Origin of the sequence: Kitasatospora sp. NPDC057223 (assembly GCF_042669755.1) — a bacterium.
Taxonomy (GTDB): domain Bacteria; phylum Actinomycetota; class Actinomycetes; order Streptomycetales; family Streptomycetaceae; genus Kitasatospora.
The window spans coordinates 13,332-33,363 of sequence record NZ_JBHUWW010000100.1 but is presented as its reverse complement, the minus strand read 5'-3'; the positions used below and the strand labels follow the sequence as shown (position 1 = coordinate 33,363).

18 protein-coding genes are annotated in these 20,032 nt (G+C 72.7%); 7 read left to right on the top strand and 11 right to left on the bottom strand.

Features of this window, described 5'->3' with window-relative positions:
* Nucleotides 1-42: 42 nt before the first annotated feature.
* Nucleotides 43-1,713 (bottom strand): cellulose binding domain-containing protein, encoded by a 1,671-nt coding sequence (locus ACFUK0_RS28790; protein ID WP_380255292.1) that lies wholly within the window; start codon nucleotides 1,711-1,713, stop codon nucleotides 43-45.
* A gap of 420 nt (nucleotides 1,714-2,133) precedes the next feature.
* Between ACFUK0_RS28790 and ACFUK0_RS28785 the strand changes: the two genes are divergently transcribed.
* Entirely contained in the window at nucleotides 2,134-3,174 is a 1,041-nt protein-coding gene (locus tag ACFUK0_RS28785; RefSeq protein WP_380255296.1) for a LacI family DNA-binding transcriptional regulator, read from the top strand.
* A gap of 53 nt (nucleotides 3,175-3,227) precedes the next feature.
* Here the strand turns inward: ACFUK0_RS28785 and ACFUK0_RS28780 are convergent, their stop codons facing one another.
* The 8 genes from ACFUK0_RS28780 to ACFUK0_RS28745 all read right to left on the bottom strand — a co-directional run bounded on the left by ACFUK0_RS28780 (nucleotide 3,228) and on the right by ACFUK0_RS28745 (nucleotide 12,006).
* Entirely contained in the window at nucleotides 3,228-4,247 is a 1,020-nt protein-coding gene (locus ACFUK0_RS28780; RefSeq protein ID WP_380255290.1) for a LacI family DNA-binding transcriptional regulator, read from the bottom strand.
* A gap of 97 nt (nucleotides 4,248-4,344) precedes the next feature.
* Complete coding sequence (locus ACFUK0_RS28775; protein ID WP_380255288.1) at nucleotides 4,345-5,370, bottom strand: LacI family DNA-binding transcriptional regulator; 1,026 nt, start codon at nucleotides 5,368-5,370, stop codon at nucleotides 4,345-4,347.
* A 28-nt stretch (nucleotides 5,371-5,398) separates the two neighbouring features.
* Entirely contained in the window at nucleotides 5,399-6,280 is an 882-nt protein-coding gene (locus ACFUK0_RS28770; protein ID WP_380255286.1) for an SGNH/GDSL hydrolase family protein, read from the bottom strand.
* A 46-nt stretch (nucleotides 6,281-6,326) separates the two neighbouring features.
* Complete coding sequence (manA, locus tag ACFUK0_RS28765) at nucleotides 6,327-7,553, bottom strand: mannose-6-phosphate isomerase, class I (RefSeq protein WP_380255284.1); 1,227 nt, start codon at nucleotides 7,551-7,553, stop codon at nucleotides 6,327-6,329.
* A gap of 90 nt (nucleotides 7,554-7,643) precedes the next feature.
* Complete coding sequence (locus ACFUK0_RS28760; RefSeq protein WP_380255282.1) at nucleotides 7,644-8,678, bottom strand: LacI family DNA-binding transcriptional regulator; 1,035 nt, start codon at nucleotides 8,676-8,678, stop codon at nucleotides 7,644-7,646.
* Nucleotides 8,679-8,745: 67 nt separating this feature from the next.
* Complete coding sequence (locus ACFUK0_RS28755) at nucleotides 8,746-9,621, bottom strand: carbohydrate ABC transporter permease (protein WP_380255280.1); 876 nt, start codon at nucleotides 9,619-9,621, stop codon at nucleotides 8,746-8,748.
* A complete protein-coding gene (locus tag ACFUK0_RS28750; RefSeq protein WP_380255278.1) occupies nucleotides 9,618-10,592 on the bottom strand; it encodes a carbohydrate ABC transporter permease in 975 nt (324 codons plus the stop codon). Before ACFUK0_RS28750 ends, ACFUK0_RS28755 begins: the two co-directional genes overlap by 4 nt.
* A 97-nt stretch (nucleotides 10,593-10,689) precedes the next feature.
* Nucleotides 10,690-12,006 (bottom strand): ABC transporter substrate-binding protein, encoded by a 1,317-nt coding sequence (locus ACFUK0_RS28745; protein ID WP_380255276.1) that lies wholly within the window; start codon nucleotides 12,004-12,006, stop codon nucleotides 10,690-10,692.
* A 334-nt stretch (nucleotides 12,007-12,340) separates the two neighbouring features.
* Here ACFUK0_RS28745 and ACFUK0_RS28740 point away from each other — a divergent pair, with 334 nt between their 5' ends.
* The 5 genes from ACFUK0_RS28740 to ACFUK0_RS28720 all read left to right on the top strand — a co-directional run bounded on the left by ACFUK0_RS28740 (nucleotide 12,341) and on the right by ACFUK0_RS28720 (nucleotide 17,568).
* Nucleotides 12,341-13,339 (top strand): ROK family protein, encoded by a 999-nt coding sequence (locus ACFUK0_RS28740; protein ID WP_380255274.1) that lies wholly within the window; start codon nucleotides 12,341-12,343, stop codon nucleotides 13,337-13,339.
* 249 nt (nucleotides 13,340-13,588) lie between these two features.
* Nucleotides 13,589-14,440 carry a fumarylacetoacetate hydrolase family protein gene (locus tag ACFUK0_RS28735; RefSeq protein WP_380255272.1) on the top strand — a complete coding sequence of 284 codons (852 nt, stop codon included), beginning with the start codon at nucleotides 13,589-13,591 and terminating at the stop codon, nucleotides 14,438-14,440.
* A gap of 37 nt (nucleotides 14,441-14,477) precedes the next feature.
* Nucleotides 14,478-15,809, top strand: coding sequence for an L-fuconate dehydratase (locus ACFUK0_RS28730; RefSeq protein ID WP_380255270.1), 1,332 nt, complete (start codon nucleotides 14,478-14,480; stop codon nucleotides 15,807-15,809).
* Complete coding sequence (locus ACFUK0_RS28725; protein ID WP_380255268.1) at nucleotides 15,806-16,555, top strand: SDR family NAD(P)-dependent oxidoreductase; 750 nt, start codon at nucleotides 15,806-15,808, stop codon at nucleotides 16,553-16,555. The genes ACFUK0_RS28730 and ACFUK0_RS28725 overlap by 4 nt, the downstream gene beginning before the upstream one ends.
* Nucleotides 16,552-17,568 (top strand): aldo/keto reductase, encoded by a 1,017-nt coding sequence (locus tag ACFUK0_RS28720; protein ID WP_380255266.1) that lies wholly within the window; start codon nucleotides 16,552-16,554, stop codon nucleotides 17,566-17,568. The genes ACFUK0_RS28725 and ACFUK0_RS28720 overlap by 4 nt, the downstream gene beginning before the upstream one ends.
* Before the next feature lie 7 nt (nucleotides 17,569-17,575).
* Here ACFUK0_RS28720 and ACFUK0_RS28715 read toward each other — a convergent pair whose 3' ends face one another.
* Nucleotides 17,576-18,418, bottom strand: a complete 843-nt coding sequence (locus ACFUK0_RS28715) for an amidohydrolase family protein (protein WP_380255264.1) — start codon at nucleotides 18,416-18,418, stop codon at nucleotides 17,576-17,578.
* A 117-nt stretch (nucleotides 18,419-18,535) separates the two neighbouring features.
* Here ACFUK0_RS28715 and ACFUK0_RS28710 point away from each other — a divergent pair, with 117 nt between their 5' ends.
* Nucleotides 18,536-19,222 (top strand): FadR/GntR family transcriptional regulator, encoded by a 687-nt coding sequence (locus ACFUK0_RS28710; protein WP_380255262.1) that lies wholly within the window; start codon nucleotides 18,536-18,538, stop codon nucleotides 19,220-19,222.
* Nucleotides 19,223-19,265: 43 nt separating this feature from the next.
* Here ACFUK0_RS28710 and ACFUK0_RS28705 read toward each other — a convergent pair whose 3' ends face one another.
* Complete coding sequence (locus tag ACFUK0_RS28705; protein ID WP_380255260.1) at nucleotides 19,266-19,964, bottom strand: hypothetical protein; 699 nt, start codon at nucleotides 19,962-19,964, stop codon at nucleotides 19,266-19,268.
* Nucleotides 19,965-20,032: the final 68 nt, after the last annotated feature.

The following is a 20,032-nucleotide window of genomic DNA, read 5'->3' as shown; positions in this document are numbered from 1 at the left end:
CCGCGGCACGGGGGGCGGCCGCGGCCCGGAGCCGGTGGGTGGTCAGTACGTGCTGCAGGTCTGGCCGTTGAGGGCGAAGGTCGCCGGGGCGCCGTTGGTGCCGGGGACGGAGGTCGCGCTGAAGCCGAAGTTGACGGTGGCTCCGGCCGCGATGGTGGTGTTGTAGGAGGACGGGTTGGTCGCGGTGACCTGCTTGCCGCTCTGGGTGTAGCCGGCGTTCCACATCTGGGTGACGCTCTGGTTGCCGGGGAAGGCGAAGGCCAGCTGCCAGCCGTTGACGGGGGCGCCGCCGGTGTTCTTGATCGTCACGTCGCCGTTGAAGCTGGTGCCCCAGTCGGAGAGGACGTAGTGGACGGAGCACGGCCCGGCGGCGGTGGGGCTCGCGGTCGGGCTCGGGCTCGCGGTCGCCGTCGCGGTCGGACTGGCGGTCGCGGTCGGGGTGGCCGTCGGGCTCGGCGAGGAGGTCGGGGTGGCCGTCGGGCTCGGCGAGGAGGTCGGGGTGGTCAGCCCGCTCCTGGCCCGCATCCGGTCGGAGTGGGCGCGGAAGACGGCCAGCTCCGGGGCTCCGGCGGAGACGCCGAACTTCCCGTCCACGTTGTGGTCCTGGTACCACCAGAAGGCGCTGCCGTCGCCGCCGGCGGCCTCGAAGTCGGTGTAGAGGGCCGTCCACCAGGCCGAGCGGTCGACGTTGTGGACGTTGAACTCGCCCATGAAGAAGGGCTTGCCAAGCACGTTGTGGGAGTCGTTGATCCAGGCCCGGACCAGTGCCTTGGTCTGGTCGATCGTCAGGGCGGCCCAGTCCTCGGTCGGGTACGGGTGGGCCGAGGTGTAGTCGAGGTACGGCGACTGCTGCACGTGGACGAAGGGATTGCCCTCGTCGCCGCCGAACCCGTAGTTGGTGCCGTGGCCCTCCAGACCGGCGCCGAGCAGGTGCTTGGGGTCGATGCCCTTGACGAAGGCGCCCATCTCGTCGACCCAGGCGCGCAGAGTGGTGCCGTTGACGTTCTCGGCGGCGCTCTGGTTCTCGTAGCGGGGCTCGTTCATGAGGTCCCACGCGAAGACGGTCGGGTCGTCCTTGTACTTGACGCCGGTGTAGGTGTTGGTGCGGTTGAGCGCGTAGCTCACGTAGTTCTTGTACGAGGTGAAGCAGCCGGGGCAGCGGGTCTTGTCGAAGAACGCCGCCCGGCCGGGCTGGCCGCCCGACAGGCCCTCCCACTGGAGCCGGCTGTCGATGCCGCCGTAGGCCTCCCAGTAGTTCTCGAACACCGGGACGAGCTTGAGGTGGTGGGCCTTCGCCGAGGCGATGATGTAGTCGAACTCGGCGAACTCGCGCTCGTTGTAGACGCCCTTGGTCTTCTCGAAGCCGTGCCAGTCGTCGTGGCTGAACATCCACAGCCGGACGACGTCGACCTTGTCGGCCGCGAGGTCGGCGAAGTGGGCGTCGATGCGGGCCTTGTCGATGAACTCGGCGTCGGTGGTGCCTGATCCGGAGCCGTAGTTGAACATGTCGTAGGTGTTGGTGCCGGCGAAGTAGTACTCCTTCCCGTTCAGGCAGAAGTGGATGCCGCACCGACTGGCGAAGCTGTCGGCGGTGTCGGCCGCGGAGGCGGTGCCCGCCCGGGTGGTGGCGAGGCCGGCCAGGGCCAGGGCGGTGGCGAGCAGCACGGCCAGGGGCCGCAGGCGCCTGGCGATCGGCTGGAGTCTGTGGTTCACGCGCATCCCTTTCGTTCCCCGTCGAGGGGGTGAGGGGTGGGTGGGGTGGGGTGGGGAACCCTGCGGAGCGTCCGGCGTCCGGACCGGGGACGCGGGCGGCCGTCAGGATCGGCGCCGGCCCCCTTCGGTCACGAGGGGGCGGGCTGAGCACGGGCGCGGGGCAGTACCGGAGGCCTCTTCGACGCGGGGTGGGGCGGGTCGGGGCGGATCGCGGCGGCAGTGGGGTTCTGCCTCGGGCCCGATCGTCAATTAACCGGTTAATTAACGAGTACGCTATTGGCGCCACTCCCCGGGTGTCAATAGATGGTTAACCGGTTGTTTCACAGCCCGCCGGGCTCGATACCGCCGACGGTTCGGCCCGTAGTAGCTTGGGGGGTGGAACGCGTGCCTCATCGGTTCAGAAGGGTCCTCGTGGATCAGGTGTCCCAGCAGAAGAGTCCTGCCGCGCGACGGCCCACGATCGCCGACATCGCGAAGGTCGTCGGCGTCTCGAAGGTCTCCGTCTCCAACGCGCTGAACGGCCAGCCGGGAGTCTCCGAGGCGACCCGGGCCAGGATCATGGCCGTCGCCGAGGAGGTCGGGTTCGTCCGCAACAGCGCGGCCCGGGCACTCAGCGGGGCGAAGTCCTCGGCGGTGGGGCTGGCCCTCGCCAGGCCGGCGCGGATGCTGGGCACCGAACCGTTCTTCATGGAGCTCATCGGCGGCATCGAGAACGTCCTGTCCGACGCCTCCTACTCGCTGGCCCTCCAGGTGGTCTCCGACCACGAACGCGGCCTGGAGGCGTACCGGCGCTGGTGGGGCGAGCGGCAGATCGACGGCGCGATCCTGGTCGACCTGCGCGAGGACGACGCCCGGGTGCCGGCCCTGGAGGAGATGGGCCTGCCGACGGTCGTCATCGGCCACCCGTCCGGGTCGGGCGGGCTGACCCCGGTGTGGTCCGACGACACCGCCGCGATCCGCGAGACGCTGGAGTACCTCGCCGCGCTCGGCCATCGCCGGGTGGGCCGGATCGCCGGACTCACCGGGCTCGTCCACACCTCACTGCGCGACCGGGCCTTCGCCGCCGTCTGCGCCGACCTGGGGCTGGAGGCGTCGCCCGTCGTCCACACCGACTACACCGGCGAGGAGGGGGCCCGGGCCACCCGGCGCCTGCTGCTCTCCCCCGGCCGGCCGACCGCGATCCTCTACGACAACGACATGACGGCCGTCGCCGGGCTGTCGGTCGCCCAGGAGATGGGCCTCCAGGTCCCCCGCGACCTGTCGATCGTCGCCTGGGACGACTCCCCGCTGGTGCAGGTCGTACGGCCGCCGCTCACCGCGCTGACCCGCGACATCCACGCCTACGGCGCGAACGCCGCCCGCACCCTGCTGTCGCTGATCTCCGGCCGGCAGGTCGACGGCTACGAGGACTCGGCGCCGCAGCTGACGCCCCGGGGCAGCACCGGCGCACCGCCGGCCTGACCCCACGGACGGTACGTCACAGACGGTGCGTCACAGACGGTGCGTCACAGGCGCTACGGGGGCGGGCCGGTGGTGCCGCGCGGGACCAGCACGGGGGTACCCGAGATGCGGGACTCGGCCTTTCCGGTGTCCAGCAGCTCCAGCAGGCAGTGCGCGACCTCGGAGCCGAACGCGAACGGGTCGTGGCTGAGGGCGGACAGCGCGGGCCTGGTGATCCGGCACAGGTCGGAGTCGTCCCAGGCCACCAGTGACACGTCCTCGGGCACGCGCAGGCCCAGCTCGGCGGCGACGGCCAGCCCCGCCACGGCCATGATGTCGTTGTCGTAGACGATCGCGGTGGGCCGGTCCGCGCCGACGAGCAGCGCACGGGTCACCCGCGCCCCCTGGTGCGCGGACAGGTCGGTGGGCAGGCTCCGGTGGTCGTCGAGCGACAGCTCGGCGGCGACGGCGTCGAAGGCCCGCGAGCGCACCAGGGAGCTGCCGAGCCTCGCCGGGCCCGCGACGTGGGCGATCCGGCGGTGGCCGAGGACGGCGAGGTAGCGCACCGCCTCGGCGGTCGCCGCCGCGTCGTCGCTCCACACCGCCGGGAACGGGCCGCTGTGGTCGGGGTGGGCGACCGCGACCACCGGCATGCCGAGGCGGTGGACGGGCTGGATGCGGGCGTCGTCGGCGGCCACCCCGGTCAGCACCGCACCGTTGACCTGGCCGGACTGCCACCACTGCTTGTAGAGGGCGATCTCCGACTCCCGGCCGGCAGTGAGGTGCAGCAACAGCGAGCAGGGCCGCTCCGACAGGACGCTCTCGATGCCGCCGATGAGGGCCATGTGGAGCGCGTCCAGCCCCTCGGCCACGGCTTCCCGGCTGATCGCCATGCCGATGGTGTGCACCTGGGGACCGCGGGCCAGCGAACGGGCCGCGAGGTTGGGCGACCAGCCGAGTTCGCGGGCGGCCTCCGCGATCCGGGCGCGGGTCGCCTCCGAGACGCCGGGCCGGCCGTTGAGGGCGAGCGAGACGGCACCCGCCGAGACCCCGGCGCGGGCGGCGACGTCCCGGATCGTCACCCGGTGCTGCATGGTGTTCCCCTCCGTCGGGCTCACGGGCCGGCGCCGCACGGCGGTGCGGCGCGGGGGTCCATCCTGTCAGGTTCCGGGCCCGGGGACCGGGCCCGGATCACCTGACGGGCGGCGGGGCACTCTCGCCGGATCCCCGGACGATCAGGCGGGTGGGGATCTCGATGCGGCGGGCCGGGGTGCCGTCGCCGTGCAGGCGGTCGAACAGCACCTGCGCGGCCGTCCGGCCGAGGGCGGCGGGATCCTGGGCGACCACGGTGAGGCCGGGGGTGAGCAGCGCGGCGAGTTCGAGGTCGTCGAATCCGACCAGGGCCGGCCGTGGGTCTCGGCCCGGCAGGTGGTGGAGGGCGGCCGTGGTGATCCGGTTGTTGGCGGTCAGCAGCGCCGTGACGGGTTCGGGGCCGTCGAGCAGGCGGTCGAGGGCCTGCGCCACCCGGGCGGGGTCGGTCGGGCCGGTGGCGATCCACCGCTCGTCCACCGGCAGGTGCGCCTGGGCCATCGCCGCCCGGTAGCCGCGCAGCCGCTCGGCACAGGTGTGGATGCCGGGCAGGTCCCCGACGAATCCGATCCTGCGGTGCCCGTGCCGGATCAGGTGGGCCACGCCCTCGCGGGCGCCGCCGGCGTTGTCGCTGAGGATCGCGTCGGCCTCGATCCCGGCCGCGGGCCGGTCGAGGAACACCACGGGGGTTCCGGAGGCGATCTCCGGCAGCAGGTACGAGTGGTCGTCACCGGCCGGGACGATCACCAGCCCGTCGACCCGGCGGGCGCAGAAGGCGAGCGCCACCTCGCGCTCGCGCTCGCCGTCCTCGGCGCTGGAGCCGGTGAACAGCAGACAGCCCTGGTCGGCGGCCACGCCCTCGACCGCGCGGGACAGCACCGAGGAGAACGGGTCGCCGATGTCCTCCAGCAGGAGCGCGATGCTCGCGGTGCGGCCGGTGCGCAGCAGCCGGGCGCTGTCGTTGCGGCGGAAGCCCAGCTCCGCGATGGCGGCCTGGACCCGCTCGGCCATGGCCGGGGTGACGCCGCTCTCGCCGTTGACGACCCGGGAGACCGTCTTCAGGCCGACACCGGCGGCGGCGGCGACGTCCTTCATGGTGGGCCTGGCGCCGTTCCTGCTGGTCATCATGGTGGGAGCATACGGCGCGGCGCGCCGGTCAGCGGGCCAGGACCAGAGCGGCCCAGGCCTCGGCGAGCAGCTGGTGGCCGAGCGGCGTGGGGTGGACGCCGTCGGCCGCGATCGGCTCCGGCCCGCCCGCGCTGCGGGCCGCCTGGTTGAGCAGGCCGTCGGCGGCCAGCAGCCGGGCGTCGAACTCGGCCGCGAGCCGGCGCACCGCGTGGATGCGGGCGTCGAGGTCCGGGCGCCACTCCCACTGGGCGTCGGTGACGGGTACGAGGAACGGTTCGATCAGGACGAGCCGGGAGCCGCACCGCTCGCGCAGGCCGGTGAGCAGCCGGCGGTAGGTCTCCTCCCAGGCGTCGGCCGGGGAGGCCAGGCCCGAGTCGTGGCTGCGCCAGGTGTCGTTCACCCCGACCAGGACGGACACCAGGTCGGGGCGGTGGGCGAGGGTGTCCTGCTCCCAGCGGTCGGCGAGGTCGGTGAGGCGGTCTCCGGAGACGGCGTGGTTGAGCACGGTGAGCCCGGGGCGGGCGGCGCGCAGCCGGCCGGCGGCGAGGGCGGCGTAGCCGTGGCCGAGGTCGCCGGCCACGGTCCGGTCACGGCCGGCGTCGGTGATGCTGTCGCCCTGGAAGAGCAGGGTCGGACGGGGCGGGAGGGCAAGGGGCATGGTCTGGTTCCTTGGGTGCCCGGCCGGGCCGGGGGGAGTCCGGCCCGGCCGGGCGGTCCGGGGTCGGTTCGCGGCCGTCACGGCCTGGGCGTGGGCGCTGAAGATCTGCGCGGCGGTGCGGGTGGGGTTGGCCGGGTCGTTGTTCCACACCACGCGGTGGCCGTCGTGGTCGGGCTGGAAGGACCGGTCGTCGACGCGGGAGGCGAGGATCCGGAACCGGTCCCCCGGCCCCGCCGCCGGAGAGGCGTCCACCGGGGGCGGCCTCCGCGGTCGGTGGCGGGTGGGTGGGGTGTCGCGGTCAGCGGCGGGCGGCGCCGGGGACCCGGACGCGGTAGAGGCTCGCGGCGCCGGTGAGTTCGGCCGGTGCTCCGGCGGCCGGGAGGAAGGCACTGGCGCCCCGGCCGAGCGTGAGCGAAGCGCCGGGGGCCTGCCGGAGTACGGCGCTCCCCTCGGTGCACAGCAGGATCTGCGGGCCGTCGTCGTCCAGGGTGACGGTGCCGGAGAGATCCAGCCGGGAGAGGGCGAATTCGGCGGCCGGCGCCCGGTAGTGGACTTCGCCGAGGTCGCCCGTGGTGGCGGGGACGCGGGAGGGCGGGCCGGGACGGAAGTCGACGACGGCCGCCAGCGCGCCGACGTCGACGTGCTTGGGGGTCAGGCCGCAGCGCAGCACGTTGTCGGAGTTGGCCATGACCTCCACGCCGGTGCCGTGCAGGTAGGCGTGCGGGACGCGGGCGTCGAGGAACAGCGCCTCGCCGGGCTGCAGCCGGACGTGGTTGAGCAGCAGTGCGGCGACCAGCCCCGGGTCGGCCGGGTAGTCCCGGGCGGCGGCCGCGTAGGCGGCGTAGCTGTGGGCGTACGGTCCGGGCCTGCGGGCGGCGTCGTCCAGGGCGCCGGCCAGCGCGACGGCGGCGGCGGTTCCGCGCGGCCGGTCGGTGCCGAGGGCCTCGGTGAGGACGGTGCGCAGGGCGAGCCCGGGGTCGGCGGTGCGCAGGACCGCGATCCAGGGGTCGAGCACCGGCAGGTGCAGGGCGGCCAGCAGGTCGGCGGTGGCGGCGGGTTCGCGGAAGCCGCACAGGGCGTCGAACTCGCTCAGGGCGCAGAGCATCTCGGGCTTGTGGTGCGCGTCCTGGTAGATGCGGTGCGGCGCGTCGAGGGGCACGCCGGCCGCCTGCTCGGCGGCGAATCCGGCCTCGGCCTGCTCGGTCGTCGGGTGGACCTGGACGGAGAGGGCGTGCTCGGCGGCGAGGACCTTCAGCAGGAACGGCAGACGCGGGCCGAAGCGCCCGGTGACGCTCTCGCCGAGCTCGCCCGCCGGGTCGCGGGCGATGATCCCGTCGAGCGGTTCGGGCCCGTTGCCGCGATCCGTCCGGGACGGGGCCCCGGGGTGGGCGCCCATCCACAGCTCCGCCTCGGGCCGGTCGCCGGGCGGGCGGCCGGTCAGGTGCGCGATGGCCGTACGGGATCCCCAGGCGTAGGGGCGGATCTGGTTGGTCAGCAGGCCGGCGGGGGGCTGCGACTGGTTCATGACGGTGCTCCGGGTCGGTGGGCCGGTCCGCCCCCGTGGTTCCTCACCCTCAGGAGGAGTCGGGGGCGGACCGGGGTCTCGGGGTGGCGGTCAGGACGCGCGGGCGGGCGCGGTGCTCCCGCGGGGCACCAGAACCGGGGTCGCGGCGGGCCCGGAGGAGACGGGCCGCCGGTCGACCAGGTCGAAGAGGCTGCGGGTGACTTGGGCGCCGTACCCGTGGACGTCGTGGCTCATCGCCGACAGGGTCGGGTGGGTGAGCCGGCACAGCTGGGAGTCGTCCCAGGCGATCAGGCTCAGGTCCCGGGGCACCTGCAGGCCGAACTCGGCGGCGACGGCGAGGCTGGCGACGGCCATGATGTCGTTGTCGTAGATGATCGCGGTGGGCCGCTGGTCGCCGGAGGCGAGCAGCATCCGGGTGGCGCGGGCGCCGGCCTGGCCGGAGAAGTCGGTGGCCAGGCTGCGCGGCGCCGCCAGGCCCAGCTCGGCCGTGATCCGCTCCAGGGCGCGCGAGCGGATCACGGTGTGGCCGAGCGCGGGGTCGCCGCCGACCCGGGCGATCCGGCGGTGGCCGAGGAGTGCCAGGTAGCGGACGGCCTCCTCGACGGCGGCGGCGTCGTCCGTCCACACCGCCGTCGCGTCCGGGCCGACGAGTCCGCGGTGGCCGGCCGCGACGAGGGGCATCCCCAGCCGGGCGAGCGCGGGGATCCGGGGGTCGTCCTCGGTGAGGTCGACCAGGACGGATCCGCTGACCCTGCGGGCCCTCCACCACTCGCGGTGGACGGCGATCTCCTCGTCCCGGTTGCGCACCAGCCGCAGCAGCAGGGTCGCCGCCCGTTCCTCCAGGACGCTCTCGATACCGGAGATGAACTCCATGAAGAACGGCTCCAGGCCGAGCTGCTGCGCCGGGCGGGCGATCACCAGCCCGAGGGTGTCGGCCCGCTCGCCCCGGCTGCCCAGACTGCGGGCGGCCTGGCTGGGGATCCAGCCGAGTTCGGCGGCGGCGGCGCGGATCCGCTGCCTGGTGGAGTCCGACAGCCCGGGCCGGTCGTTGAGGGCCAGTGACACCGCTCCGGCGGAGACCCCGGCCCGGGCGGCGACGTCCCTGATGGTGACGCGCGCGCTCACCTGTCCTCCTCGGTCGGTGCGGGGTGCGGTACCGCGACGCAGGCGCGGTACCGCGGGCGGGGCCGGGTCACTTCGTGGAACCGGCCGAGAAGCCGCTGTAGATGAACCGCTGGAGGGCGAGGAACACGACGAAGGTGGGGAGGATGACGAGGATCGTGCCGGCCGAGATGGTCTCCCAGTGCGCGCCGAACGGGCCCTTGAAGCGGAACAGCGAGGTGGAGATCGTCCCCAGGTCGGAGGCGGGCATGTAGAGGAAGGGGATGTAGAAGTCGTTGTAGACGGTGATGCCCTTGACGATGACCACGGTGGCGATGGCCGGCTTCAGCATCGGCAGGATGATCCGCCGGTAGATGGTGAAGGAGTTCGCACCGTCCAGCCGGGCCGCCTCGTCGAGGGAGACCGGGATGGAGCGGATGAACTGCAGGAAGACGTAGATCGAGACGATGTCGGTGCCGAGGTAGAGCAGGATCGGCGCCCAGCGCGTGTTGAACGCGCCGAGGTCGTTGACGATCTGGAAGGTGGCGACCTGCGTGGTGACGCCGGGCACCAGCGTGGCGACCAGGAAGAGCCCCACCACCAGCTTCTTCATCCGGAACTCGAACCGGTCGATGGCGTAGGCGGTCATCGACCCGATCAGCACGGTGCCGGCCGTGGAGACGACCAGGATGACCGTGGTGTTGACGAACGCCTGCAGCATGTTGCCCTGCCGGAAGGCGTTCACGTAGTTGTCGAAGTTGAACCAGTCGTCCGGCAGCGCCAACGGGCCGGTCGCGCCGACCTCCTGGCTGGTCTTCAGCGAGGTGAACAGGATGACGACGAGGGGGATGACGACGACGGCGCTGGCGAGGGCGAGCGACAGGTACTTCGCCGCGCCGGCCAGAGCGGCGCGGGGGGCGGGTGCCCGCCGGGGGGAACGGGTGTCCGGGGTGGCGGTGGTGGTCACGACAGTTCAACCCTCTCCTCCGGCACGAGCCGGCGCTGGATCCAGGTCACGATCAGGATCAGGACCAGGAGGACGACGGCGGACGCGGATGCCAGGCCGACCTTGTCGAACTTGAAGGCGAGCTTGACGGTCTGGATGACGAACGTCTCGCTGCCGTTGGCGCCGCCCGTCATGATGTACGGGATCTCGAAGACCGCCAGCGACCCGGAGATCGCCAGGATCACGCTGAGGCTGATGATCGGCTTGATGCTGGGGGCGATGATGTGCCGGAACTGCTGCCAGCTGTTCGCGCCGTCCAGCGCCGCGGCCTCGTACAGGTGCGGCGGGATGGACTGGATGGCGCCCAGGAACAGCACCATGTTCAGGCCCATGTAGCGCCAGACCGACACCCCGGCCAGCGACTTGTTCACCAGGTCGGGGTCGCCGAGCCACAGGTGCTGGCCGTCCACCCCGAGCAGCCGCAGCACCGAGTCGAGCGTGCCGCCCGGCTGGAAGAAGTACAGGAACACGAAGCCGATCGCGACACCGTTGATCAGGTACGGGAAGAACAGGATGCCCTTGAACAGGTTCCGGAACCGGGTGTTGAAGCTCAGCACGGTGGCGAAGTAGAGGGCGGCTGCGATCTGCACGAAGGAGGCGACCAGGTAGACGCCGCTGACCAGGAAGACCTTGAACAGCTCCGGTCGGGTGAAGAGGTCGGTGTAGTTCTCGGCGCCGACGTTCTCCCGGGTGGGGCTGATGCCGTCCCAGTCGGTGAGGCTGTAGCCGAGCATGTCCGCGATCGGCAGGTAGGTGAACGTCACCAGCAGTACCAGTGGTGCCAGCAGGTAGAGCCAGGGCGTGAACCACCAGTACCGGCGGGTGCCGCGGCGCCGTGGCGTCCGCGTGCGGCCGGCGGCCGGATCGGGCGGTGCGGCCGGGCCGGCCGCAGCGGGCGATCCCGGTCCTCTGTCCTTCTGCAGTGCAGTCATCTTCGTTCCTTCGTAGTGCAGGACACCCCGGGAAGCAGCGCGTCCGGGCGGCCGGGGCAGCCGGCCGGAGCCCGGCCGCGCCGCTCGTACGGGGGTGTCAGCCTGCGACCGTCTTCTGCGACTCGGACCACTTCTTGTTCAGCTCCGCGAAGTAGCTGTTCTGGTCGCCCGGGGCCGCGCCGCGGGCGACGTCGACCAGCTTCTGGCGGTAGTCGGGAGTGTCCAGACCGATCTCCGCGCCCTTGTCGATCTTGCTGACGGTGGCGGACTTCTCCTGCGCCTGCGGGATCATCTTCACGCCCTTCTCCTCGAAGGGCTTGAGGGTGGCCGGCAGCGGGGTGCCCTTGACCGAGGAGATGGCCTCCTCCGCCTGGGCGCTCCCGGACTTGGTGATGAACCAGTCCACCCAGGCCCGCGCCGCCTCCTTGCTCTTGGAGTGCGTGTTGACGGCGTACTTGTAGTCCGGCTGCACGACGCTGCACAGCTTCCCGTCGGAGGAGGCCTGCGGGAAGGGCATGTAGCCGATGTCGTCCGGGCTCTGCCCGGCGGCCTTCGCGGCGGCCTGCATCTGCGGGATCGCCCAGGAGCCGAGCGCCATCACGGCGACCTTGCCGGACCCGATCAGGGTCTTGGAGTTCTCCCAGTTGGTCGTGGTCGGGTCGGCCTCGGTGAGCTTCTCGTGGACGGCGCTGTAGAGCAGGCCGTCGATCACGTTCAGGTCCTTGCCGGCCGCCCACGGCTCGGCGGTGGTGGCCAGCGAGTCCTTGGCCTCGGTGTCGCAGCCGGGCACGCCGATGAAGTCGGTCGACTGCCGCAGCGGCCAGCCGTCGTGGTAGTTCGTGTAGTACGGCGTGGCCTGCGTCCTGGCCTTGACGGCCTTCAGGTCGTCGATGAACTCCTGCGTGGTCTTCGGCCACTCGGTGAGGCCGGCCTGCTGCCAGACCGCCTTGTTGTAGACCAGGCCGGTGGCGACCCCGATGTTGGCGATGCCGTACACCTTGCCGCCGACGTTCGCGTAGTCGGTCCAGTCGAACGTCTTCGACAGCTCGCCGGCCTCGCCCAACGAGGAGAAGAAGGTGGGGTACTGACTGACCGACATGCTGTTGGGGATCAGCAGGACGTCACCGTAGTTGTCGGTGTTCATCCGGATCTTGACTTCGCCCTCGTAGTCGGTGATCCCCTCGAACTTCACCTTGACGTCCGGGTAGACCTTGTTGAACTCGTCGGCGTACTTCTTCAGCGTGCCGTCGGTGACCTGGTCCGTCCGGTTGGTGAGCACCGTGATGTCACCGGACACCTTCGCCGGATCGGCGGCCGCCGTCGCGGCCGAGGACGAGTTCCCACCACCACTACTGCTACAGGCAGTGAGCACAACCATGGTCGCGGCCGCGACGGCCATCCATCCTCTGCGCATCTTCGCTCATCCTTCGGGCTGGTCGTCATCGGGCTCGGGAAGCGACGCCCAGGACGTGGACTCGGCTCCCAGGGCTGCTGGACGCTTAACGTAGACGTCACATCCAGGCCATGTCCATAGATCGGTCAACATTGATATTCAGGTCATTTGTTACCGATCTTCGCCTAATTTGCTAAACCTTTACCTAACCCAATGACGATTCAGTCTCGTTACCGGACCGCGATCAATGCAGTCTCGACAACGTTGTCCGATCACGTGACAATCAACGGGACCGACCGGTGGCGCCCCCTGCGGAACCACGGCTCCAACCCGTCACACTCGCGGAGACGTCACAATGAGTTACAACACTGCCGCTGCTGTCACCGGCCGGCACACCCCGGCGCCGGTCCTGGCCGCCCTCGACATCGGCGGAACGAAGATCGCCGGCGGCCTGGTGGACACGGAGGGCGCCCTCCTGCACCAGGTCCAGCTGCCCACCCCCGCCCGGGGCACCAGTCGCGAGATGGCGGCGGCCGTGGACGGCGTCCTCGACCTGCTGGCCCGGCACCCGCTGTGGGCGTCGGTACGCGCCGTCGGCATCGGCAGCGCCGGCCCGGTCGACACCGAGGCCGGCACCGTCAGCCCGGTGAACATCCCGGCCTGGCGCGGCTTCCCGCTGCGCTCCGAGGTCGCCGCCCACCCCGCCGTCGGCGACCTGCCTGTCGTCCTCGGCGGCGACGCCGTGGCGATGACCGCGGCCGAACACTGGCGCGGCGCCGCCCGTCCCTACCGCAACGCCCTGTGCATGGTGGTCTCCACCGGCGTCGGCGCCGGCCTGATCATCGACGGCCGCCTGCACACCGGCCGCTCCGGCAACGCCGGCCATCTCGGCCACATCAGCATCGACTTCACCGGCCGGCCGTGCCCGTGCGGCTCACGCGGCTGCCTGGAGGGCCTGGCCAGCGGCACCGCCATCGCCCGCACCGCCGCCGAGGCCGGCTGGCAGCCGGCCAACGGGGACACCTCCGCCACCGCGGTGGCCACCGCGGCCCGGGCGGGCGACCCGCTCGCCCTGCACGCCTTCGACCGAGCCGCCCGGGCCCTCGCCGCCGGCATCGCCGCCACCGCCACCCTGGTCGAGATCGAGGCCGCCGTGATCGGCGGCGGCGTCGCCCAGGCCGGCGACGTCCTCTTCACCCCCCTGCGCCACCACTTCGCCGCCTACGCCACCCTGCCCTTCGCGGCCGGCACCGTCCTCGTCCCGGCCCAGCTCGGCACCGACGCCGGCCTGGTCGGCGCGGCGGCGCTCGCCCGGCCCGCCCTCGCCCTGCTGCCCTCCCCCACCGCGCACTGACCGGCTGCCGGGGTCTGCGGCGGCGAAGCGGCGATACATCTGATGTATCCGAGCAGAGTGGTGATCGGTTCGCAGACCGGACGTGAGCAGCCAATCCGCTGAAACGCACCACTGGTAACGCCTTTGCGGCCGACCTGGTGCCCTCGCCGCAACCCGGCGTGCCTCACGATTGATCCGATGACTGGCTTGCCCGCTGCTGGACCGATGAGTACTGTCGGCCGCACCAGCCCACCTGTCGGAGGACCCTCCATGAAGCTCATGCGCCTGGGCGCGCCCGGTGCCGAACGGCCCGTCGTCCTGCTCCCGGACGGCCGCGTGCTGGACGCGACACCGGTGACGCGCGACTTCGACGGCCCGTTCCTCGCGAGCGGCGGCCTGGCGCGACTGCGCGAGGCCGTGGCCCGCGACGGCCTGCCCGGGATCGACCGCACCGGTCTGCGGACCGGGCCGCCGGTGGCCCGTCCGGGGAAGGTGGTGTGCATCGGGCTGAACTACCGCGACCACGCCGAGGAGACCGGCGCCGCGATCCCCGCCCGGCCGGTCGTCTTCATGAAGGACCCGTCCACCGTGGTGGGACCGCAGGACGACGTGCTGATCCCCCGGGGCTCCACCCGTACCGACTGGGAGGTGGAGCTGGCCGTGGTCATCGGCTCGACTGCCCGCTACCTCGGCTCCCCGGAGCAGGCGGGCGAGGTGATCGCCGGGTACGCGGTCAGCAACGACGTCTCCGAGCGGGAGTTCCAGCTGGACTTCTCCTCGCAGTGGGACATCGGCAAGTCCTGCGAGACCTTCAACCCGCTCGGCCCCTGGCTGGTGACCGCCGACGAAGTCCCCGACCCGCAGGCCCTCGGCATGCGGCTGTCCGTCAACGGCGAGCCGCGCCAGGACGGCAACACCAAGAACATGATCTTCGACGTGCCGTACCTGGTCTGGTACCTGAGCCAGTACCTGGTCCTCAACCCCGGCGACGTGATCAACACCGGCACCCCCGCCGGCGTCGCCCTGGGCCTGCCCGGGAACCCCTACCTGCGCGCCGGCGACACCGTCGAGCTCACCATCGACGGCCTCGGCCGGCAGACCCAGACCTTCGCCCCGGCCTGAGGCCGCACGCGACCACCGGCCCGGAAGGAGCACGCCAGTGACCCCGCGCATCACCGCACTCGACACCCACGACGTCCGGTTCCCCACCTCGCGCGAACTCGACGGCTCCGACGCGATGAATCCCGATCCCGACTACTCGGCCGCCTACCTGGTCCTGCGCACCGACGCCGGGGACGGACTGGAGGGCCACGGCTTCAGCTTCACCATCGGCCGCGGCAACGACGTCCAGGTCGCGGCGATCGACGCGTTGCGCGACCACGTCGTCGGCCGGCCGGTGGCCGAGCTCTGCGCCGACCCCGGATCCCTCAGCCGGGACCTGATCGGCGACAGCCAACTGCGCTGGCTGGGGCCGGAGAAGGGCGTGATGCACATGGCGGTCGGCGCCGTGGTCAACGCCGTCTGGGACTTGGCCGCCAAACGCGCGGGCAAGCCGCTGTGGCAGCTCCTCGCCGACGCCGAGCCCGAATGGCTGGTCTCCCAGGTCGACTTCCGCTACATCGCCGACGCCCTCACCCCCGAACGGGCCCTGGAACTGCTTCGCGCCGCCCGTCCCGGCCGCGCCGCACGGGAGGCCGACCTCCGCCGGCGCGGGTACCCCGCCTACACCACCTCCCCCGGCTGGCTCGGCTACTCGGACGAGAAGCTCACCCGCCTCGCCGAGCAGGCCGTGGCCGACGGCTTCACCCAGATCAAACTGAAGGTCGGCGCCGACCTCGCCGACGACATCCGCCGCTGCCGCACCGCCCGCGCCGCCGTGGGCCCCGGCATCCGGGTGGCGATCGACGCCAACCAGCGCTGGAACGTCGACGAGGCCGTCGAATGGACCCGCGCCCTGGCCGAGTTCGACCCCTACTGGATCGAGGAGCCGACCAGCCCGGACGACGTGCTCGGCCACGCCACGATCCGGGCCGCCGTCGCACCGGTGAAGGTCGCCACCGGGGAGCACGTGCAGAACCGCGTCGTCTTCAAGCAGCTGCTCCAGGCGGGCGCCATCGACATCCTGCAGCTGGACGCGGCCAGGGTCGGCGGCGTCAACGAGAACCTCGCCATCCTGCTGCTGGCCGCGTCGTTCGGCGTCCCGGTCTGTCCGCACGCCGGCGGCGTCGGCCTGTGCGAACTCGTCCAGCACCTCTCGATGTTCGACTACGTCGCCCTCTCCGGCAGCACCGAGGACCGGGTGATCGAGTTCGTCGACCACCTGCACGAGCACTTCCTCGCCCCGGCCCGCGTGACCGGCGGCCACTACACCACGCCCACCACCCCGGGCTTCTCCGCGCAGATGCGCCCGGAGTCCATCGCCGCCTTCACCTACCCCGACGGCCCGTTCTGGGCGGCGGACCTCGCGGACACGAAGGGAACGACAGCATGAGCGACCTCGGCACAATGACCGCCGTGGTGACCGGCGGAGCCTCCGGCATCGGCCTGGCGACGGTACGCGCGCTCACCGCCCGCGGTGCCACCGTCGCCGTCCTGGACCTCGAACCCGGCGACGCGCGCCTCGGCTTCACGGCCGACGTCGCCGACGACGCCTCCGTCCGGGCCGCCGTCGCCGGGGCCGCCGAAGTGCTCGGCGGGATCGACATCCTCGTCAACAACGCCGGCATCGGCGCGGCCGGCACGGTGGAGGACAACCCCGACGAGCAGTGGCACCGGGTCCTGGACGTCAACCTCCTCGGCATCGTCCGCACCACCCGGGCGGCGCTGCCCCACCTGCGGCGCTCCCGGCACGCGGCGATCGTCAACACCTGCTCGATCGCGGCGACCGCCGGCCTGCCGCAGCGCGCGCTCTACTCCGCCAGCAAGGGCGCCGTCCTCGCCCTGACCCTGGCCATGGCGGCCGACCACGTCCGCGAGGGCATCCGGGTCAACTGCGTCAACCCGGGCACGGTCGACACCCCCTGGGTCGGACGCCTGCTGGCCGCCGCCGACGACCCCGCCGCCGAACGCGCCGCGCTCGGCGCCCGCCAGCCCACCGGGCGCCTCGTCACCGCCGACGAGGTCGCCGCCGCGATCGTGTACCTGGCTTCCCCCGGCGCCGGCTCGGTCACCGGCACCGCACTGGCGGTCGACGGCGGCATGGCCGGACTCCGCCTGCGCCCGGCGCCCGCCCGGTGAACCGGCAGCACCGGCTCGGCCGCAGCCGGGTGAGCGTCAGCCCGCTGGCGTTCGGCGGCGCCGCGATCGGCAACCTCCTCGGCGAAGTCCCGGACGAACAGGCCGCCCAGGCGGTCGACGCCGCCTGGGAGAGCGGCCTGCGCTACTTCGACACCGCCCCGCACTACGGGCTGGGCCTCTCCGAGCAGCGCCTCGGCCAGGCCCTGCGCGGCCGCCCCCGGGCGGAGTTCACCCTCTCCACCAAGGTCGGCCGGCTCCTGGATCCGGTCACCGGGCCCGTCGGCGACGATCTGGCGAACGGCTTCGCCGTCCCCGCCCGCCACCGGCGGCGCTGGGACTTCAGCGCACAGGGCGTCCGCCGCTCGATCACCGCAAGCCTGGAGCGGCTCGGCCTCGACCGGATCGACGTCGTGTACCTGCACGACCCGGACGACCACGCCGAACAGGCCCTGGACGAGGCCTACCCCGAGCTGGAGCGGCTCCGCGCCGAGGGCACGGTCGGCGCGATCGGCATCGGCATGAACCAGGCCGCCCTGCCCGCCCGCTTCGTCCGCGACACCGACCTCGACGCGGTGCTGCTGGCCGGCCGCTACAGCCTCCTCGACCAGCGCGGTCTCACCGAGCTGCTGCCGCTCGCGGCCGAACGCGGCGTCGGCGTGGTGATCGGCGGTGTGTTCAACTCCGGCCTGCTCGCCACCCCGCGCCCCGGCGCCACCTTCGACTACGCCCCGGCGCCCGAGCAACTGGTCTCCCGCGCAATGGAGTTCAAGGCGGTCTCCGAACGTCACGGGGTTCCGCTGCGCGCCGCCGCCCTGCACTTCCCGTTCGGCCATCCGGCCGTCAGCTCCGTCCTGGTCGGTGTCCGCAGCGCCGCCGAGGCCACGGACGCCGCCGAACTGCTGGCCCGCCCCGTCCCGGCCGCCCTCTGGACGGAACTCAGGGAGCGGGGCCTGCTCGGCCCGGACGTGCCGGTGCCGGGCGGTGCGGGGGCTCGCGACGCCGGGGCGGGCTGAGCGGGCGTCAGACGCCGTACACGCGGGCGGCGGTGCCGCCGAGGACGGCCGCCCGTTCGTCCTCCGTCAGCTCGGCCGTCAAGGCCCTTGCCGCGTCCAGTACTTCGCCGTACGGGGCGGCGAGCGTGCACACCGGCCAGTCGGACCCGAACATCAGGCGGCCGGGGCCGAACCGGTGCAGTGCGGTGTCGGCGAAGGGCCGCAGATCGGCGATCGACCAGTGCTGCCAGTCGGCCTCGGTGACCAGCCCGGACAGCTTCGCGGTCACGTTCGGCCGCTCGGCCAGCAGGGACAGCCCGGCGGCCCAGGGGCCGAGGCCGCCGGCCGCGACGGGGGGCTTCCCCAGGTGGTCCAGCGTGAAGGCCAGCTCCGGAACCGCGTCGACGGCGGCCACGGCGCTGGGGAACTGGTGCGGACGGACGAGCAGGTCGTAGCCGAGAGCGGCCCGCGCGACGGCTCGCAGCCCGCGGAGCACCTCCGGCCGCTCCAGCCACTGCGGATCGGCCTCGTCCTGGACCTGGTGCCGGATCCCGACCAGGTGGGCCCCGCCCGGGCCCTCGCGCAGGGCGGCGACGGCGTCGGCGACGTCGGGCGCGGACAGGTCGACCCAGCCGACCACACCGGCGATCCGGCCGCCCCGGGCCGCGAGGGCGAGCAGCTCGGAGGTCTCCTCGGTACGGGAGACGGTCTGCACGACGACGGTGGTGTCGACACCGGCGGCGGCGGCCTCGGCCGCGAGTTCGGCCGGGGTGAACCCGCGGCGCAGCGGCCGGAGTTCCTCGCCGGCGAGCCACGGCTCGCGGCAGGCGGCCGGGCCCCAGAGGTGGTGGTGGGCATCGATGGTGCGCACGGCGGTCACCGCTCCCGGATACCTCGGATGAATGCGGGGAAATCACCCGCACCCTAAGCGGATCGACCGCGACTTACAATGCTTACATCAGATGTCTGAGGCGATGGGAAGACCTGCATGGCCGTCACCGACGAAGCGATCAGCAAGATCAAGGAGATGATCGTCTCCGGTCGGCTGCGGCCGGGCGAGAAGCTGCCGCGCGAGGCGGACCTGGCGGCCGACCTCGGCCTGTCGCGCAGCTCCCTGCGCGAGGCGGTCAAGGCGCTGGCGCTGATGAACGTCCTCGACGTGCGCCAGGGCGACGGGACCTACACCACCAGCCTCGCTCCCACCCTGCTGCTCGAAACCCTGAGCTTCATCGTGGACTTCCACCACGACGACACCGTCCTGGACTTCCTGGAGGTGCGCCGCATCCTGGAGCCGTCGGCGACCGCGCTGGCCGCACAGCGGATGAGCGAGGCCGACCGCATCGGCCTCGGCGCGGTGCTGGAGAGCGTCGGCGCCGACACCTCCGTGGAGGACCTGGTGGCGGCGGACCTGGAGTTCCACCGCCGGATCGCGCTGGGCGCGGGCAACCCGGTCCTGGCCTCGCTGGTGGACAACATGTCCGCGCCGACCGTCCGGGCCCGGATCTGGCGCGGGGCGACCGAGCACGGCGCACTGGCCCGCACCCTCGCGGAGCACCGCGCCATCCACGACGCGATCATGGCGCGCGACGGGCAGCTCGCGCAGTCCTGGGCCCTGATCCACATCGCCGGCATCGAGTCCTGGCTGCGCACCACGCTGGCCGGTCGCGACACGTGACGACGGGAGGGGCCGCCGGTTCCGTACCGGCCCGGTGCCCGGCTCACGGACCGCTGAGGGCCTCGTGGGCCGCGACCAGCAGGTCCAGGAGCTCGTCGTCCACGGTCCGTTCGAAGGCGGCCTCGATCGCGGCGAGTGCCGACCCGCCGTTCAGCCAGTCCACGACCTCGGCGTAGGCCGCGCTGTCGGCATTCCAGAAGGCGTCGCGCGGGACGAGGCGGCCGCCGCTGCGGTGGACCTCGCCGACAGCGAAGTCGTGCAGGTGGCGGATCCCCGCCGGGGTCCCCAGCACCGACCAGGCGGCCAGCCGCCCCGCCACGCTGTCCGTGGCGCCGGCCAGCGCGCACAGCACGGATCCGGCGGTGTCGGCGCTGTCGTCGCCTTCCAGCACCTCGGCCCACACCGCGTCGAACAGCTCCGCCAGGAACGCCGCTTCGGGCCACGACCACCAGCGGGCCTCGCGCAGCTTGACGAAGACCAGCTGGATTCCGGGGTGGCTCATCTCCCCCGAGAGGACCAGCCCGAGGATCCGCGGGGCGAAGTACCGGAAGTCCTGCGCCCCGCCGACCGTGTTCAGCACCGCGCCCGCGTAGAACATCAGCTCCCCGGCGGTGAGCCGGGCACGGGGCTTGCCCAGCAGGACGCCGACGTCGTCGGCCCAGCCGCAGTTGCCGCACGGGCAGGCCGCGATGGCCTGCGGCCGGGGCACGGCGGCGAACGCGTCGTCCAGCCCGGCGATCACCTCCGCCGGCGGCCGGACGGCAGAGCCTCCCCGCGGTCCCCGCACCGTCCCGCCCCTCCCGCGATGTC

What these genes read in the sequence shown, in the direction of transcription:
- ACFUK0_RS28750 (WP_380255278.1), bottom strand. Translation starts at nt 10,592, where the DNA reads ATGACTGCACTGCAGAAGGACAGAGGACCGGGATCGCCCGCTGCGGCC.
- ACFUK0_RS28725 (WP_380255268.1), top strand. Translation starts at nt 15,806, where the DNA reads ATGAGCGACCTCGGCACAATGACCGCCGTGGTGACCGGCGGAGCCTCC.
- ACFUK0_RS28775 (WP_380255288.1), bottom strand. Translation starts at nt 5,370, where the DNA reads ATGATGACCAGCAGGAACGGCGCCAGGCCCACCATGAAGGACGTCGCC.
- ACFUK0_RS28740 (WP_380255274.1), top strand. Translation starts at nt 12,341, where the DNA reads ATGAGTTACAACACTGCCGCTGCTGTCACCGGCCGGCACACCCCGGCG.
- ACFUK0_RS28710 (WP_380255262.1), top strand. Translation starts at nt 18,536, where the DNA reads ATGGCCGTCACCGACGAAGCGATCAGCAAGATCAAGGAGATGATCGTC.
- ACFUK0_RS28745 (WP_380255276.1), bottom strand. Translation starts at nt 12,006, where the DNA reads ATGCGCAGAGGATGGATGGCCGTCGCGGCCGCGACCATGGTTGTGCTC.
- manA (WP_380255284.1), bottom strand. Translation starts at nt 7,553, where the DNA reads ATGAACCAGTCGCAGCCCCCCGCCGGCCTGCTGACCAACCAGATCCGC.
- ACFUK0_RS28735 (WP_380255272.1), top strand. Translation starts at nt 13,589, where the DNA reads ATGAAGCTCATGCGCCTGGGCGCGCCCGGTGCCGAACGGCCCGTCGTC.
- ACFUK0_RS28780 (WP_380255290.1), bottom strand. Translation starts at nt 4,247, where the DNA reads ATGCAGCACCGGGTGACGATCCGGGACGTCGCCGCCCGCGCCGGGGTC.